Below are 15728 nucleotides of genomic sequence, written 5' to 3'. Positions count from 1 at the left end.
TGACATCACTCCCACTAGACGGTAACGCCAAGGGATTTTGCTTTTTCAATGGCTTCATCGATATTACCCACCATGTAAAAAGCATCTTCAGGAAGATGATCGTGTTTACCTTCCAAAATTTCTTTAAAACCGCGAACGGTTTCTTTTACTGGTACATATACACCAGGTTGTCCAGTAAACTGCTCTGCAACGTGCATGTTTTGAGAAAGGAATTTCTCGATCTTACGTGCACGAGCTACCAATTGCTTGTCATCTTCAGATAGTTCATCAAATCCAAGAATCGCGATGATATCTTGTAATTCGTTGTAACGCTGTAAGATTTGTTGTACACCACGTGCAACATTATAATGCTCTTCACCAACAATGGCAGGGCTCAAAATACGAGAAGAAGATGCAAGTGGATCAACCGCTGGGAAGATACCTTTTTGGGTAAGTCGGCGTTCCAAGTTGGTAGTTGCATCCAAGTGCGCAAAAGCTGTTGCTGGTGCTGGGTCTGTGTAGTCATCCGCTGGTACATAAATCGCTTGGATAGACGTAACAGATCCAGACTTAGTAGAAGTAATACGCTCTTGCAATTGACCCATCTCTGTTGCAAGTGTAGGTTGGTAACCTACCGCAGATGGAAGACGTCCAAGAAGTGCGGATACCTCAGAACCTGCTTGGGTAAAACGGAAGATATTGTCAACAAAGAACAATACGTCTTGTCCTTCTGTATCACGGAAATACTCTGCCATCGTGAGCCCTGTAAGAGCAACACGCATACGCGCACCTGGTGGTTCGTTCATCTGACCGAAAACCATTGCAGTTTTACTGATAACTCCAGAGTCTTTCATCTCATGGTACAAGTCATTACCTTCACGGGTACGCTCACCAACACCGGAAAATACAGATAAACCACCATGTTCTTGAGCAATATTGTGAATCAATTCTTGAATAAGTACAGTTTTTCCTACACCCGCACCACCAAAGAGACCGATTTTACCACCTTTGGAATATGGAGCAAGTAAGTCTACAACCTTGATACCCGTTTCTAACATTTCTTGTTCGGTAGATTGTTCTGCGAAACTTGGAGCTGAACGGTGAATTGGTAATACTTCTTTCGTATCAACTGGTCCAGCTTCGTCAATAGGCTCACCCAAAACATTGAAAATACGACCAAGTGAAGGGCGACCTACAGGTACAGAAATAGGAGCACCTGTATCTTCTACATCCATTCCACGTACCAAACCATCTGTAGATGACATAGCAATTGTCCGTACATTGTTGTCTCCTAGATGGAGTGCTGTTTCTAAGGTTAGCGAAGTTCCATCGCTCTTTTTAACTACTAGTGCGTTATTGATTTCAGGTAACTGTCCACGTTCAAATTCAACGTCAACGATTGGACCCATTACTTGTAAAATTCGTCCTAGTCCCATCTTATTTCCCTGCTACTGAAAACATAGAATAAATCCTATGTCCAGAGTTTTCCTGCTTCAACGTGTCCTGTCTCGCCAAAAACCCGCTACTACAGTTTGCTATAACACTCCACAGCGTAAATTCCCGTGTAGCCCACGGTACATATACACAAAATCGTTTAGTGAAATTAGTGTATTCAACTCGGCTTGGTTTTCGCCATTAGGACATAGTTTTACAGCAGCAGGAATTCACCTCCTTTTTTAAAAATAATCCCAAAAACATTTTTAAAGCACTATCAACGCTTTTGTGTTTTATTGAGAACGAACTTGTGTCTCCTTAACAAAAGCTATAAAGCGGCAGCTCCACCAACGATTTCTGCGATTTCTTGCGTAATAGCTGCCTGACGTGCACGGTTAAATTGAAGGGTCAACTTACCGATGATCTCAGTAGCATTTTCTGTAGCATTTTCCATCGCATTCATCTGAGCGGCATGTTCGCTCGCTTTTCCTTCTAAAAGTGCATTGTAAATCAATGTTTCCGCATATCGAGGTAGTAATTCTGCTAATACCTCTTCTTCCGATGGCTCATATTCATAAGCGGTTTGACTTGCTTTTTCTTGGTTTAATTCTTCAGATGCCAGTGGCAAGAGGCGTTTCTCCACAGGGCGTTGAATAACTGGATTTACGAACTCGTTATACAGGAGATACAACTCATCAAAACTGCCATCTGCATAATTGCTAACGGCTTCTTTGGCGATGTTTACTACTTCCGCAAACTGTGGAATAGCAGAAATACCTGTAGTTTGACCGATGATTGGTAATCCACGTTTTTGTAGCACTTCCAGTCCTTTGCGCCCGATCACGAACACCACATACTCATCCTTGGAAGCATGGCGTTCTTTGAGTTTTTCCGTTAACAGACGAATAAGGTTACTGTTATAACCACCTACGAGCCCACGATCAGAAGTTACGATCAGATATCCAGTTTTGGATACAGGACGTGACTCTAACATCGGATGCTTGACACCTGAAGCACCTTGTGCAAGACCAGTAATTACATCTTTTAACTTATCTGCATAAGGACGAGAGGCCTCTGCTTGTTCTTGAGCTTTCCGCAGGTAGGAGGCAGCTACCATTTTCATCGCTTTGGTAATCTGCTTGGTTTTTTCAAAAGAATTGATCTTTATTTTGATCTCACGCATTGTTGCCATCGTTTGATTCACCGCCTTTCTTTTCAGGCTTGATCCATCTTACTCCGTTGGTGAAAAACCTTTTTTAAAGCTAGCAATTGCAGCTTTCAGTTTTTCATCATTCTCATCTTCCATTTTCTTGTTGTCGCGAATACTAGCCAAAATATCTTCATGGTTTCCATCCAAGAAGGAAAAGAACTCTTTTTCGAAGCGACGTACATCTGCGACAGCAATATCATCCAAGTGGCCTTTGGTTACCAAGTATATCGAGATAACTTGTTTCTCTACAGGCAATGGTTCATTTTCATCTTGTTTTAGAATCTCAATAACACGTTCACCACGAGATAGTTTTGATTGTGTAATCGGATCTAAATCAGAACCAAACTGCGCAAATGCTGCAAGCTCGTTATATTGTGATAAGTCTAGTTTTAGACTTCCTGCTACTTTACTCATCGCTTTAATCTGAGCAGCTCCACCTACACGAGATACAGAGAAACCTACGTTTACTGCTGGACGTACCCCAGAGTAGAAAAGATTGGATTCCAAAAAGATCTGACCGTCCGTGATAGAAATCACGTTGGTAGGAATATAAGCAGAAATATCCCCAGCTTGGGTTTCGATGAATGGAAGTGCTGTCAACGAACCACCACCACGCTCATCAGATAGTTTTGCCGCACGCTCTAATAAACGGGAGTGTAGATAGAATACATCCCCTGGATATGCTTCACGACCGGGAGGACGACGAAGAAGAAGGGATAATTCACGATAAGCAGCTGCTTGCTTAGACAAATCATCATATACGCAGAGAACGTGTCCTCCATTGTACATGAAAAATTCACCCATGGAACAACCCGCATATGGAGCCAAGAATAAGAGCGGAGCTGGGTCAGATGCGCTAGCTGCTACAATGATGGTATATTCCAAAGCGCCATGGCGACGTAGTTTTTCCACTACTTGTGCAATGGTTGACTGTTTTTGTCCGATTGCTACATACACACAAACAACATTTTTGCCTTTTTGGTTGATAATGGTATCAATCGCAATCGTTGTTTTACCAGTTTGACGGTCACCAATAATCAATTCACGCTGTCCACGACCAATTGGCACCATCGAGTCAATCGCTTTGATACCTGTTTGCATTGGCTCATGCACGGATTTTCGATCAATTACGCCAGGTGCAGGGGACTCAACAGCACGAAATTCAGTGGTTTGAATTGGGCCTTTTCCATCCAATGGCTGACCAAGAGGATTAACAACTCGACCAAGAAGTGCTTCGCCCACTGGTACCTCCATCAAACGACCTGTGCGTTTCACTTGGTCACCTTCACGAATATCGCTATAAGGACCAAGAATAATAACCCCAACGTGATTCTCTTCTAAGTTTAGAACCATTCCCATAATGCCACCGTTAAACTCCAAGAGTTCACCAGCCATAGCATTTTGGAGACCATAAACACGAGCAATACCGTCTCCAACTTGGATAACAGTACCGACATCGCTTACTTCTAGATCCGCTTCATAATTTTCGATTCGTTCTTTAATCAGCGAACTGATCTCTTCTGCACGAATGCTCATACCGATTTTTCACCCCTATGCTTTAAGCATTTAGACGTTCCTGAAAGCGGAGGAGTTTGGTTTTGAGGCTGCCATCATAGAGACGATCGCCTACTTGCACAATTACTCCACCCAATATATCTGAATCTACTTGTTCTTCAATTACTAGTTTTTTACCGATGATTTTTGAGAAGGTAGTGATCAACTCAGCTTTTTCACTTGTAGTCATGGAATAAGCTGTTGTCACAATCGCTTCAGCCATATTGGAAGCTTCTAAAGCGAGTTTGCGATATTCAGCTACGATCCCTGCCAACTCATTTTCCCGACCTTCGTCTACTAACAAAAACAAAAAGTTTTTGGTCATAGCCGAAACAGTTGCGAAACTATTTTCAAGAATTGCCTTTTTGCGTTCTGCAGATGTTGCAGGATGGGATAGCCATTTTGCAATATCAGAACTTGTTAGCGATTCGAGTACAAGCTTTAAATCAGCCTCTACTTCTTGGAGCAGACTATGTCCTTGGGCGACTTCAAACAATGCTCTTCCATATCGTTTCGCTACCAGTGAATTACTCATTGCATTCTGCCTACCTGTTCCAAATAGCGGTGTACCAACTTAGATTGGTTTGTTTGATCCAATTCTTGGCCAATCAATTTTGTAGCAAGTTGTACACTCAACTCTCCTACTTCAAGACGAAGAGCAGACAATGCTTTTTCTTTCTCACGGTTAATCTCATTTGTCGCCTCATCTATTAACCGTTCTGCTCTTTCATTGGCCAAACGAATGATTTCTTCCGCTTCACGCTCTTTTTGTGCTTTTGCACGCTCCACGATTTCCTTTGCTTCTTCCCGAGCTTGTTGCAAAGCTGCCTTTTGGTCCTCAACGAACTTTTCAGCATCTGCACGATGTTGCTCCGCAGATTTGATCTGGCCATCGATGTAGTCTTGTCTTGTACGCATCGTAGCTAGCAAAGGACGAAGTGCAAACCGAGATACCAAGAGCATCAGGATAAGGAAAATCACCAACTGAGCTAGCATCGTACCGAAATTTAAGCTTAACAAAGGAGGTCACTCCTTTCGGTTTTATTAAAAACTTAGCTTATGTCCCATTTCTTACAGTGAATGCTACTGCCATTCACTAAAAACTTATAATTTCTCAAGTGATAATAATAGCGGGAGAATACGTGCCCCCGCCCCATTTGCCTAGACCCTCATTAATCGTTGTGGGTGGACTATCACATGAATCCGATTTAGATAACTCCAAACAGAAGAAGGATACCAAGTGCAACACCGATAATTGGTAGTGCCTCGATCAATCCGAACAAGATCATGGTCTGACCAAATAGTTTATTTTGGGATTCAGGTTGACGAGCGATACCTTCGATGTATTTAGCGAAAAGATTACTGTTACCAATAGCTGCTCCGAGTGCTGCGAAAGCGATCATGATTGCACCTGCAAGAATATTCAAATCCATTTATATGTTCCTCCTAAAAAGTTTAGTGATCTGATGTCATTTTTTGTGCGATATACACATTGGCTAGTACGGTAAAGATGTATGCCTGGATCGCTCCAACAAAAACAGAGAATCCCATCCATGCCAACATAGGAACACCTGTTAAATAGATAGGCCCTTTTGTCAACATGATAACAATCAATACTTCTCCAGCAAAAATGTTAGCCCATAGACGCATCGCATGTGTTGCTGGCTTGGAGAACTCTTCAATGACATGAAGGATTCCAAGTGGACTTAGAAAGTGTTTAAAGTATCCCTTTACACTTGTACGCAATCCCATATAATTAGCAAATAATGCCACAGCAACAGCCATGGAGATTGTTACATTTAGATCAGCGGTAGGAGACTTTAACCAAGATATCTCATGAGATTGCTTCAAAAGTTCCTCTGTGATACCGAGGGAAGGAATCGCATGATGTGCTTCTGTCGATACCATCATAATTACTCCAAGTTGGTTCGCGATCAAAATAAACAAAAAGAGTGTAAAAGTAAAACCAAGATATTTCTCTGCTGTACGGTCATCATAACTCATACGTGCAATGCCACGGCTAAAGTCAATAACCATCTCTACTAAATTCTGTAGCTTACCCGGCCTCATTTCACGCCCACGTGTAGCGAGAATAGTAAAAATGAGTACGATAACAGCAGTCAACAACGAGCCGATTATGATAGCTAGATCAAAGGTTAAACCGAGAAAAGTGATCTTTGGTGTTAATTCCATTCTGATAGTCACCCCCTTTGTGCTTTAGGAGTTGTAAAGTAGGAGAAGATAGATAGGATATAGCAAAGCGGTAGCCCTACGAGAACAGTCCTCACATCAAATATCGCAGGAAGTTTTGCAGCGATAAGCATAGCGAAGGCTACCACCAAGAAACGATTGATCATTCCAGTTCCTCTAATTCTGTTGCCTGATAGTGCACTTTCTAGTACCATTCTTAACTTAAAAGATAGATACCAAAAGTTATACAGGCTAACAGCTGTCCCCAAGAGGAGTCCGCCAAAAATAGCACGGTATGGGGTTAGAAAAACCATGATCAGAAACATGATGAGGAGTCCAGTAGTGAGGACCATCACGCGACGGCGAGTGGTTAATTTTAGTTGCATGAGGGAAGTCATTCCTTTAAGAAAGCTTTTAACGTGAAGGCAGCACTGACAAAACCGATCAAGAGACCTACAACGAGGCCTATAAGAAGCCATAATGGCTTGGTATGCCATGTATCGTCTGCCAGTTTCCCTAACCAAGCGCCACCAACAGCGAGGATAATCACTTCCGTACCCATAGAACCAACCATCGCTACCAGACGTAACGCACTTTTATCTTGATTCACACGGAAAACCCCCTAATGATAGTTATTTAATGGGGTATAGGTGAAAAATTTGTTGGTTCGAGGGTAATTGTCTCAATAAGTCGTTTCCCCTGCTAATACTACCGGATGCATTCTTTCATTGTCAACGCTTTCGTACGTGAGAATGTGAATAATTCGTCACACATTTGCAATATCCTTGAATAAACCGTGTAAAAACAATGTAAAATTAGTGAAAAATTTTACTTGGTTCCATACAGTCGATCCCCTGCATCTCCCAAACCTGGTACAATATAGCTTTTATGGTTTAATTTTTCATCTACTGCTGCAACATAAATATCTACATCAGGATGATCCTCTTGCAGACGAGCAATTCCCTCTGGCGCTGCAATTAAACACATAAACTTCATACTAGTCGCTCCGATTTTTTTCAACTCATGAATGGCTACAGATGCAGATCCTCCGGTTGCAAGCATGGGATCAATAACAATCAAATCACGTTCTCCAATATCTGAGGGCATTTTTGCATAATATTGGACTGCTTCAAGTGTTGCTGGATCTCGATACAATCCAATATGTCCGACTTTAGCAGCTGGTATTAATTTCAAGACACCGTCCACCATACCAAGACCTGCACGAAGAATTGGTACCAAGCCAATTTTCTTTCCTTCGATCATTTTACAAGTGGTAGTTGTTACAGGCGTATCAATCTCTACTTCCTTAAGTGGGAGATCTCTTGTAATTTCATACGCCATTAAAGTAGCGACCTCATCTACTAACTCACGAAACTCCTTCGTTCCTGTGTTTTTGTCACGAATATACGTCAGTTTGTGTTGAATCAAAGGATGATCAAAAACGTATACATTGCTCATCTTCTCATTCCTCTTTTCTACTATTCATTATCGACGATGTTTCTTTTTCAGATACCTAAAAAAACCACCATATTGAATATAGGGCTTTTATAAGAAAATTACTAGCTTTAAGTAGAAAAGAGACGAAAGACAGGATAAAACCCCCATCTATCCTTTGACTAGATTACTATCATCTGATGGATATATACCTTCTAAAACTCCCACACAATAGGTTTATCTAATAAAAACCCGCTCGTTGGTAAATCGATGAGATAAACTATGTTCTTATACCTGAATCACAATAGAATATCAACCTCCAAGTGATTATATTTTTGAACTTGGGCTCACTGCTCCAATCACTATCACTATAGGAAGAAAATTATTGCCAAACCGATACATTATACTTCCAAACAGTGCTGATTCCACATATTCTTTCATAACTTACTCTTTAAATGCGTTGCAACTAGCTGAGCTGCTGTCTGGGACCAATTGTAAAAAGTCCGCTCAGGAACACACGTCCGGAACCATTCTAATGCTTTCTGTTCTTCTTCAGAGAGTTGTGAATTGAAATATCGTTTGCTATATGGTTTTATTCCTACAACATAAGGAAAATAGACAGCATTATAAAATCTCCATTCATCCGTTGCCCCAAAAGACTTATCCTGCTGTGGTTTTATCTGTTCGATACACTCCAAAAGGATAGACTTCAATTCGTTGGCTCTATCTAACATATCTGTTGACATGCCTTTTTCTTGTAGTCGATGATCAATTATTTTTAATTGTGTTAATGGATTGGATGATAACCTCTTCAGGTCACCAAAATGGCTCAACGCACGACGAGTCATTTTGACTAATTGTTCTTCATCCATTTGTTCTGGTTCTGCTTCTTCGTTGATTGCTAATGTAATTTCTTCTGTTGTTCGAAGCCGAGAACGTTCCACCCTCAACTTTGGAAATGCAGAAAAAGCAATGTAGTCAAACCCTGCTTGTATTTGTCCAAAAAAGACCTGAACGATAATAGATATAGCTATGCTATTCAATAAAAGCAAAATGGTTGTTAGATGAAAATCGGAAGCAATGGCGATAACTAAAGCTACTTGTCCGCTAAATAAGAATGTTAACAAAATTGTATAGTCAAACGAGCGGATGAAATCGGGAAGCCATACCTCCCCTTGTTCACGAACGATCGAAGCATATAAGAATACACCAATACTAAATAAACTTAACGATTGAATGAGAGATAATGCTATTGCATATAAACCGAACGAGATAACACTTATAATCAAACACCCTATATACAGAAAAAGAAAAACGAGAAAAGAAAGTTTTTTTATCAGAGTAACAGTTTTCTTCCTAATCACAGGCAATAGGAGTGACACAGTTATCAGAAAACAAAGGATACACACCAACAAAAGGATTCGAGCGTATACATCAACCCACTTCTCATTTCCTAACAAAAGAAACACAGTTCCCGAAATAGTAAACAAGGGAACCAGTACAAAACGCCACACTTTTATGAACATGATCCGTTTGGAATCTCCATCTGTTTGATAATGCAATATACCACCCGACAACAGGATGATAGAAAAATACCAACAAAGATCCTGAAAACGCATCAAGTACAAATTTTCTGTTGTATTAAAATTTATGATTTCCACAGCCAAACGAACGGATGAAGTTATTAAACTCAAACCAATTAGTACAAATAAAGGATTTTTTATATCTCGTTGTATGATATAGAGCCCAAACCATAGCAATAACCCAAAACAAAGTACACTGAAAATATAATACATCCTTCCTACCTCCCCACATCTAAAAATATACCTTTATTTCAAACGTAAATAAAATACGTTTTGAGATATGGAAAAAGCTTATTTTTTTATCCTGACATACGGTTTTACCACAACACGGCACTGTTTGGCAGAAAAAAGGGTAGGTATGGCAGTAAAAAACAAGCGATGATACAAGCAGAACTTATCCCATTGAAAAGCGAGGAATACAAATGAATCAAACCGGAACAAAACAAGTGGATCTAACAAAAGGACTTCGTTGGTTATTACTTTTTAATGCAATCTCAACAGGTGCATTTGGATTCGTTCTCCTTTTATTTGGACCATTTGTAGGAGAAATAGCTGGATTAGACCATTCATCAGCCATTCGATTGACTGGATTTGGATTACTGGTTTTCATCTCTTTTGTATATTGGGCCTCTCGACAACGAGTGATGTCTGCAAATATGTTGCTCGTTTTCGCATTCATTGATCTGATCTGGGTAGTAGACAGCATCTTATTGGTATCTTTCTTGAACTTGACTCTAATAGGCTTAATTGGAACCTTGCTTGTTGCCATGCTCGTTGCCGTATTTTCTATTTTTGAATTCTACTACTATCGCACCAGATATTAAGTAGATTCTAAAAGAATTACTAAAACGAATGAAACCCTTAAAATTCAAATAGTTATAAAAAGGATGAGTTGAAATGAAAAAAGCAGAACAAGTACTGAAAAACTATCTTGAACATTTATATGATCCAGAACTAGCACTCCAATTTGTACATGAGGACGCGAAATTTATCGCTGCAAAAGAAAATGCTTCTGATAAACATCATTTCTATGGAACATATCATGGTGTGGCTGGAGTACGAAACCTCTTATCGAAATTCCAGAAAGATCTTGATACACAAGTATTTACTGTCCATAAGATGCTGGGTGACGAAACTACCGCCTTTGCTTGGGGAAAATTTGAACACCGAATTCGACCAACCAATCGATTATTTGCAAGTTATTGGGCTGTTGTGGTCGAGATTGAAGATAATAAGATCAAGTTTTTTCAAGGGTTCGAAGATACTGCTGGTTTGGAAGAATCATTTCGCATGGAATAAACGACATTCCATACTGTATTCTTATAAAAAGCACTTGGTTATATAATGTAAACCAAGTGCTTTTTATATTGATATAGTAACTTTTACCATGGCTAAACACGGGAAATTACATAAAACGGAAGTTTTACCAATTCAAATCAGAAGACAATTATACTCATAAAAGAGGAAAAAACAACATGAGACTTTACCCTTTATTTAACTTGTATTTCATATTAAGATGGAAAGTGTAAACAGAATAATCTAAATCATCAGAGGAGTGTTTTCATTGAAAAAATGGTTGGGAGCTTTATTTGCTTTTGTTATGGTATTTGCAGTTCAAGCTAATGTGACTCATGCTGCTACAACTTACTGGTCTGGTTACGCACATTTTAGTACGCACTTTACGACAAAAACATTTTATTTGCCAAATAAACCACTTGTACTCGATTTAGAAAAATATGCTAGTCCGAAAGACGGTTCCTTTCGAATTGAACTACGCAAAAGTACAGGCCAAATAGTAGATGATTGCGTAGGGGATGCATATGCGAGCAAAATTGGCTACTATGCACAATGCTTTTTCAATCAAAAAAGACCAGCAGGTAACTATTATTTCAAATTTGTTAACGAAACCAATGGTACGACGATTCATATCCCAAGCTATACGTTGCATGACTAAAAATCAAAAAAAGATGGCATTCTATTTGCAGAAATGCCGTCTTTTTTACGTTACAAACATCTATATACAAATATAACTTTCGACCGGCGATCTATTTCCTATTAAAAGATCATAGATCGCCTTCCCCTGCTTTTGCAATTACAGACTCTTTCTTATTTTTCCTATGAAGTCGGTTAATTTAATTTTCAATTGTCGCATAGGCATTTCCTCAAAAGATAACCATGTATAATCTGTCACTTCTTCTTCCTGTAACATAATTTCCTGAGTAGAATCGAGACGAAATACAAATCGGAAATCGGCATGCCAGTGTTCAGGTTCGCCTTTTTTGGAGTTATGGGGTATCCGATGTAAATCGATATCAATTGGTACATTTTTCCCCTGTATTTGAATAAGACAACTCGAAGGAATCCCAGTTTCCTCAGTTGCTTCCCGCAAACTAGCATCGATCAGGGAATGATCTGTATCCTCACAATGCCCTCCTGGTAGTAACCATTTCTTTAAAATCTTATGCTTGATGTGGAGCACCCTATCATTTTTGTCCACAATCACAGCACTAGTAGTGACATGTCCAGGTAGATTTGTACGTGAAGTTATATGCGGGCTTAGAGATTCATATAGCGGTTGTAATGACTCTACATTTTCACTTGGAAATTGGATGGAATACAATTGGATTGACTGCTTTAATTCTTCTAACATGATCATCAGAACACATCCTTAGTATTAGCAATTAATATAAGTTAACCATGTATTTACAATGGTCATTTCTAGATAAATACAGGGACCAACCATTGCCATATATAACAGATAACAAAATATTCCAATAAAAACACAAAAGAGTCAAGGATTTCGGCATCCTTGACTCTTTTTCACCTATTTACACATATAACTTATACTGACTTGTTAATTCAGCTACCATTTTACGTGCTTCTTCGATAACAGAAGCATCATCTCTTTTTTGCAACGTAAACGCAATGATGTCTGCAATATCTATCATCGCCTCTTCTTTCATTCCACGGCTGGTCACAGCTGGAGTACCGATCCGAATACCACTTGTTACAAATGGACTTTCTGGATCAAATGGGATCGCATTTTTGTTGGTGGTAATCCCAACTTGATCTAAGAGATGTTCCGCTTCTTTTCCAGTTAAACCAAGATTCCGAACATCGATTAGCAATAGGTGATTATCTGTTCCTCCAGAGATCAAATTCAAGCCATTCTTCACTAATTGCTCACCAAGTACCTTCGCATTTTTAACCACTTGGGACCCATATGCTTGGAAAGAATCCGAAAGTGCCTCACCAAATGCTACCGCTTTTGCGGCGATCACATGCATCAATGGTCCACCTTGAATACCAGGGAAAATCGCTTTGTCGATTGCTTTTGCATATTTTTCTTTACAAAGAATCATGCCCCCACGAGGACCACGAAGTGTTTTGTGAGTTGTAGTGGTAACAAAGTCTGCATATGGAACTGGGCTTTGATGTTGACCTGTAGCAACAAGACCTGCAATGTGAGCCATATCAACCATAAACAATGCATCTGCTTCGTCCGCAATTTCTTTTAATTTCGCAAAATCAAATTCGCGAGGATAGGCACTAGCACCGGCTACCAATAACTTTGGTTTGTGTTCCAATGCTAAATTACGCACTTCTTCATAATTGATGCGATGCGTTTCTGCATCCACTCCATAAGCGACAAAATTATATAGAATACCAGAGAAATTAACGGGGCTACCATGGGTTAAGTGACCACCATGAGCAAGATTCATACCAAGAACGGTATCTCCTGGTTTTAGGAATGCATGGTAAACTGCCATATTTGCCTGCGCACCAGAGTGAGGTTGAACATTGGCATGCTCAGCACCAAAAAGCTCTTTTGCACGATCCCGAGCTAAGTTTTCCACAATATCGACATGCTCACAACCACCATAGTATCGCTTAGCTGGATATCCCTCTGCATATTTATTTGTCAGAACAGAACCTTGTGCTTCCATGACTGCTGGACTTACAAAATTTTCAGAGGCAATGAGTTCAATATTGTTTTGCTGTCTTTTCAGTTCGAGCTGAATTGCATCAAAAACTTGGGAATCTTGATCTTTTAACATGGGTTTTCCCCCTAATACCGAATATTTGTCTCATCTATCATAACAAATGTTAAGCTTCTATGCTATAACCTTCTCACTCAGAATCATAATCTGATTCTTCTAAAAAATTCACGATTCATCCAAATAAATCCCAAATTCACTTCGTATAATACACAAAAGGAGTGTTTTTTCATGTCAAAAGTACTATTTATCAATTATCTAGGGGAAGGTCATATCAATCCTTCGATTGGTTTGGTTCACGAACTCATCCAACGTGGTGAAGAAGTAGTCTATTATACGAGAGATCCGTACATAGAAAAAATAGCAAAAACGGGTGCTGAAGTACGCTCTATTTCACAAAAAGCAGAACAATTCATCCAAGAAAGCCTCCAACAACTGGTTCATTTGGATCCAAAAGAGCGTTTAGCCAAAGGGAATATCCCTTTTAATATGGATATCATGGAATGGATTGTAGACGATATACTGATAGACATCAAATTAGAATCGTATGACTATATTCTTTATGATTCCATGACTTTCCCAGGAAAATGGATTGCAGATATTAAAAAATTACCCTGTGTTCCCGTATGGACGACTTTTGCCTCTAACGAAAAATCAAATATGTTTCTTCACATCATGCAACAATGGAGCCAAGAAATGCAACATGCTTTAGAAAAAATGCGGGCCGAAACGACAAAACTCAGAAATCGCTTAGAGCAAAAATACCAAATAGCTATTCCTGATTTCTTTCATAGCTTCTCCTCCAATACGGATTTCCATCTTGTATTCACTTCACGTCTATTTCAAATGGATGAACAGCATTTTGGTGATCACTATCATTTTGTCGGACCTTCTATTATGGATCGACAAGATAAATTAGAAAACTTTCCATTCGTAAAAGATGGTAAGCCGATTGTTTATATGGCACTAGGAACCATCGCGAACAATCGACCTGATCTATATCGTAGTTGTATCGAGGCTTTTCAAGATCAAGATGTTAAAGTCATCATGAGTATTGGAAATCAGGTACCTATGTCAGAACTTGGCCCCATTCCGGCAAATGTTTTCGTGTATCCTTATGTGCCTCAACTTCAAGTATTGAACATCAGTGATGTATTTATTACCCATTGTGGTATGAATAGTACGAATGAGGGCTTGTATTTCGGCAATCCGTTAGTCATGTTACCCTTGATGAATGATCAACCCATTGTTGCACAACGCGTGAAAAATCTAGGGGCCGGCCTCATACTCGATCATGAAAAAGTAGATGCTACCATGTTACGAGAAGCAGTACTAGAAGTTTTGAACAATCCGGTATATAAAGAAAACAGCTTGAAAATCAGCCATTCTTTTCGTGAAGCTGGTGGTTATATCAAAGCAGCAGATGAATTAATAAAAAAAGTAAGGTGTAAACAAAACATTTGTGAATAGCTCCCTTACTGCAATGAAAAATAACACTCTTCAAAAATTTCCGAGGAGTGTTATTTTTATTTTTTTAAATAACTTTTGAATTACAATCTATTGGTATTGAAAGATACTTTTTATTGCTCCAAGGCTCTAAAACCCTTATGATTGAAGGCTTTTATCGCTTCATTGAAACAAATAGCAGCACTCGAGGTTGATAACTATCGTATATAACTTTTGTGGATTATTGTTACTTAATTTACTTTTTTCAGAAAAATAAAATAGAGTAATTTATCTCCGTTACTATATTGAACATTGAAAGTGCCCTTTCCCATCTGCTTCATCCGATTCCCCTTTATCAAGTACTTTCTGACTTCCTTGTAGGCTATGGAGTTTAATTTTTTTTTCGTAAAATATGACCATGATGGTTTGATTGGAAGATAAATGGGTCTTTCTCAATCGTTACAGGTTTGTCTGGTGAAACTACTTTCATGCTTTCCATTTTTACTTATTCTCTCCGAAGTTTAGATACAAGATAAATGAATTACAATACAAAAACCCACGATAAGCATCGTGGGTGACAGGAATTTTCCGAAAAAGAAATGGTTTCTCCTTTGACACTCCATACGGCTAAAGCCGTAGGATTCTTGGGACGGTAGTCTCGTGACTACTTCATTACCAAGCTAACCCCGTGAGCCCCACGGTTCATTACAACAGAATAGTCCTACTGCTTGGTTTTCGCATTTCAAACTATCCAAGAAATGTAATTGATGGTAGTTTATCATCAGAATGTATGTTTGTAAATATATTTTCTCAAAAAAGTGTTGGACTTGTGAAAGGGCTGAACCCTTTCTCGTCCAACGCTTGCTTTCATCCCACGATTTAAACCGTGGGTTTTCTCAC

17 protein-coding genes are annotated in these 15728 nt (G+C 39.3%); 4 read left to right on the top strand and 13 right to left on the bottom strand.

Annotated features, from left to right (window positions below; genetic code table 11):
• Positions 1-14 precede the first annotated feature (14 nt).
• From atpD to A3GQ_RS0107780, 11 genes are all read right to left on the bottom strand, one after another.
• Positions 15-1415, bottom strand: coding sequence for a F0F1 ATP synthase subunit beta (atpD, locus tag A3GQ_RS0107835; protein ID WP_028776585.1), 1401 nt, complete (start codon positions 1413-1415; stop codon positions 15-17).
• 326 nt (positions 1416-1741) lie between these two features.
• Positions 1742-2605: an ATP synthase F1 subunit gamma gene (gene atpG / locus A3GQ_RS0107830; RefSeq protein WP_028776584.1), complete on the bottom strand. Its 864-nt coding sequence runs from the start codon at positions 2603-2605 to the stop codon at positions 1742-1744.
• Between the two features lie 39 nt (positions 2606-2644).
• The gene (atpA, locus tag A3GQ_RS0107825; protein ID WP_028776583.1) at positions 2645-4159 is read right to left on the bottom strand and encodes a F0F1 ATP synthase subunit alpha; all 1515 of its coding nucleotides are present in this window, start codon (positions 4157-4159) and stop codon (positions 2645-2647) included.
• A 22-nt stretch (positions 4160-4181) separates the two neighbouring features.
• Positions 4182-4712 (bottom strand): F0F1 ATP synthase subunit delta, encoded by a 531-nt coding sequence (locus A3GQ_RS0107820; RefSeq protein WP_028776582.1) that lies wholly within the window; start codon positions 4710-4712, stop codon positions 4182-4184.
• Positions 4709-5197 (bottom strand): F0F1 ATP synthase subunit B, encoded by a 489-nt coding sequence (atpF, locus tag A3GQ_RS0107815; RefSeq protein ID WP_028776581.1) that lies wholly within the window; start codon positions 5195-5197, stop codon positions 4709-4711. The genes A3GQ_RS0107820 and atpF overlap by 4 nt, the downstream gene beginning before the upstream one ends.
• A gap of 188 nt (positions 5198-5385) precedes the next feature.
• Positions 5386-5610, bottom strand: a complete 225-nt coding sequence (atpE, locus tag A3GQ_RS0107810) for a F0F1 ATP synthase subunit C (protein WP_083964153.1) — start codon at positions 5608-5610, stop codon at positions 5386-5388.
• Between the two features lie 22 nt (positions 5611-5632).
• Entirely contained in the window at positions 5633-6370 is a 738-nt protein-coding gene (atpB, locus tag A3GQ_RS0107805; protein ID WP_028776579.1) for a F0F1 ATP synthase subunit A, read from the bottom strand.
• Positions 6371-6378: 8 nt separating this feature from the next.
• A complete protein-coding gene (locus A3GQ_RS0107800) occupies positions 6379-6753 on the bottom strand; it encodes an ATP synthase subunit I (RefSeq protein WP_028776578.1) in 375 nt (124 codons plus the stop codon).
• A gap of 8 nt (positions 6754-6761) precedes the next feature.
• A complete protein-coding gene (locus A3GQ_RS0107795) occupies positions 6762-6977 on the bottom strand; it encodes an AtpZ/AtpI family protein (protein WP_028776577.1) in 216 nt (71 codons plus the stop codon).
• A gap of 218 nt (positions 6978-7195) precedes the next feature.
• Positions 7196-7825, bottom strand: coding sequence for a uracil phosphoribosyltransferase (gene upp / locus A3GQ_RS0107790; RefSeq protein WP_028776576.1), 630 nt, complete (start codon positions 7823-7825; stop codon positions 7196-7198).
• A 413-nt stretch (positions 7826-8238) separates the two neighbouring features.
• Positions 8239-9597, bottom strand: a complete 1359-nt coding sequence (locus A3GQ_RS0107780; RefSeq protein ID WP_028776575.1) for a hypothetical protein — start codon at positions 9595-9597, stop codon at positions 8239-8241.
• A 209-nt stretch (positions 9598-9806) separates the two neighbouring features.
• Here A3GQ_RS0107780 and A3GQ_RS0107775 point away from each other — a divergent pair, with 209 nt between their 5' ends.
• The 3 genes from A3GQ_RS0107775 (at position 9807) to A3GQ_RS0107765 (ending at position 11338) form a co-directional block, all read left to right on the top strand.
• Positions 9807-10208 (top strand): hypothetical protein, encoded by a 402-nt coding sequence (locus tag A3GQ_RS0107775; protein ID WP_051271378.1) that lies wholly within the window; start codon positions 9807-9809, stop codon positions 10206-10208.
• 73 nt (positions 10209-10281) lie between these two features.
• Positions 10282-10683 (top strand): nuclear transport factor 2 family protein, encoded by a 402-nt coding sequence (locus A3GQ_RS0107770; RefSeq protein ID WP_028776573.1) that lies wholly within the window; start codon positions 10282-10284, stop codon positions 10681-10683.
• Positions 10684-10948: 265 nt separating this feature from the next.
• Positions 10949-11338, top strand: coding sequence for a hypothetical protein (locus tag A3GQ_RS0107765; RefSeq protein ID WP_028776572.1), 390 nt, complete (start codon positions 10949-10951; stop codon positions 11336-11338).
• A gap of 138 nt (positions 11339-11476) precedes the next feature.
• Here the strand turns inward: A3GQ_RS0107765 and A3GQ_RS0107760 are convergent, their stop codons facing one another.
• Together A3GQ_RS0107760 and A3GQ_RS0107755 are read right to left on the bottom strand one after the other, a co-directional pair.
• Positions 11477-12040: an NUDIX hydrolase gene (locus tag A3GQ_RS0107760; RefSeq protein ID WP_051271375.1), complete on the bottom strand. Its 564-nt coding sequence runs from the start codon at positions 12038-12040 to the stop codon at positions 11477-11479.
• 172 nt (positions 12041-12212) lie between these two features.
• On the bottom strand, positions 12213-13442 hold the full coding sequence (locus tag A3GQ_RS0107755; RefSeq protein WP_028776570.1) for a serine hydroxymethyltransferase: 1230 nt from the start codon (positions 13440-13442) through the stop codon (positions 12213-12215).
• A 171-nt stretch (positions 13443-13613) separates the two neighbouring features.
• On the opposite strand from A3GQ_RS0107755, the gene A3GQ_RS0107750 reads away from it, so the two are divergent.
• On the top strand, positions 13614-14852 hold the full coding sequence (locus A3GQ_RS0107750) for a macrolide family glycosyltransferase (RefSeq protein ID WP_028776569.1): 1239 nt from the start codon (positions 13614-13616) through the stop codon (positions 14850-14852).
• The last annotated feature ends 876 nt before the right edge of the window (positions 14853-15728 follow it).

The organism is Shimazuella kribbensis DSM 45090 (assembly GCF_000428065.1).
Lineage (GTDB): Bacteria > Bacillota > Bacilli > Thermoactinomycetales > Thermoactinomycetaceae > Shimazuella > Shimazuella kribbensis.
This window is presented reverse-complemented; position numbering and strand designations above follow the sequence as displayed.

Coding starts and splice junctions, on each gene's coding strand:
- A3GQ_RS0107760 (WP_051271375.1), bottom strand. CDS start 12,040: ATGATCATGTTAGAAGAATTAAAGCAGTCAATCCAATTGTATTCCATC.
- A3GQ_RS0107780 (WP_028776575.1), bottom strand. CDS start 9,597: ATGTATTATATTTTCAGTGTACTTTGTTTTGGGTTATTGCTATGGTTT.
- atpG (WP_028776584.1), bottom strand. CDS start 2,605: ATGGCAACAATGCGTGAGATCAAAATAAAGATCAATTCTTTTGAAAAA.
- A3GQ_RS0107750 (WP_028776569.1), top strand. CDS start 13,614: ATGTCAAAAGTACTATTTATCAATTATCTAGGGGAAGGTCATATCAAT.
- atpA (WP_028776583.1), bottom strand. CDS start 4,159: ATGAGCATTCGTGCAGAAGAGATCAGTTCGCTGATTAAAGAACGAATC.
- atpE (WP_083964153.1), bottom strand. CDS start 5,610: ATGGATTTGAATATTCTTGCAGGTGCAATCATGATCGCTTTCGCAGCA.
- A3GQ_RS0107800 (WP_028776578.1), bottom strand. CDS start 6,753: ATGCAACTAAAATTAACCACTCGCCGTCGCGTGATGGTCCTCACTACT.
- atpB (WP_028776579.1), bottom strand. CDS start 6,370: ATGGAATTAACACCAAAGATCACTTTTCTCGGTTTAACCTTTGATCTA.
- A3GQ_RS0107775 (WP_051271378.1), top strand. CDS start 9,807: ATGAATCAAACCGGAACAAAACAAGTGGATCTAACAAAAGGACTTCGT.
- A3GQ_RS0107820 (WP_028776582.1), bottom strand. CDS start 4,712: ATGAGTAATTCACTGGTAGCGAAACGATATGGAAGAGCATTGTTTGAA.
- atpD (WP_028776585.1), bottom strand. CDS start 1,415: ATGGGACTAGGACGAATTTTACAAGTAATGGGTCCAATCGTTGACGTT.
- A3GQ_RS0107770 (WP_028776573.1), top strand. CDS start 10,282: ATGAAAAAAGCAGAACAAGTACTGAAAAACTATCTTGAACATTTATAT.
- A3GQ_RS0107755 (WP_028776570.1), bottom strand. CDS start 13,442: ATGTTAAAAGATCAAGATTCCCAAGTTTTTGATGCAATTCAGCTCGAA.
- upp (WP_028776576.1), bottom strand. CDS start 7,825: ATGAGCAATGTATACGTTTTTGATCATCCTTTGATTCAACACAAACTG.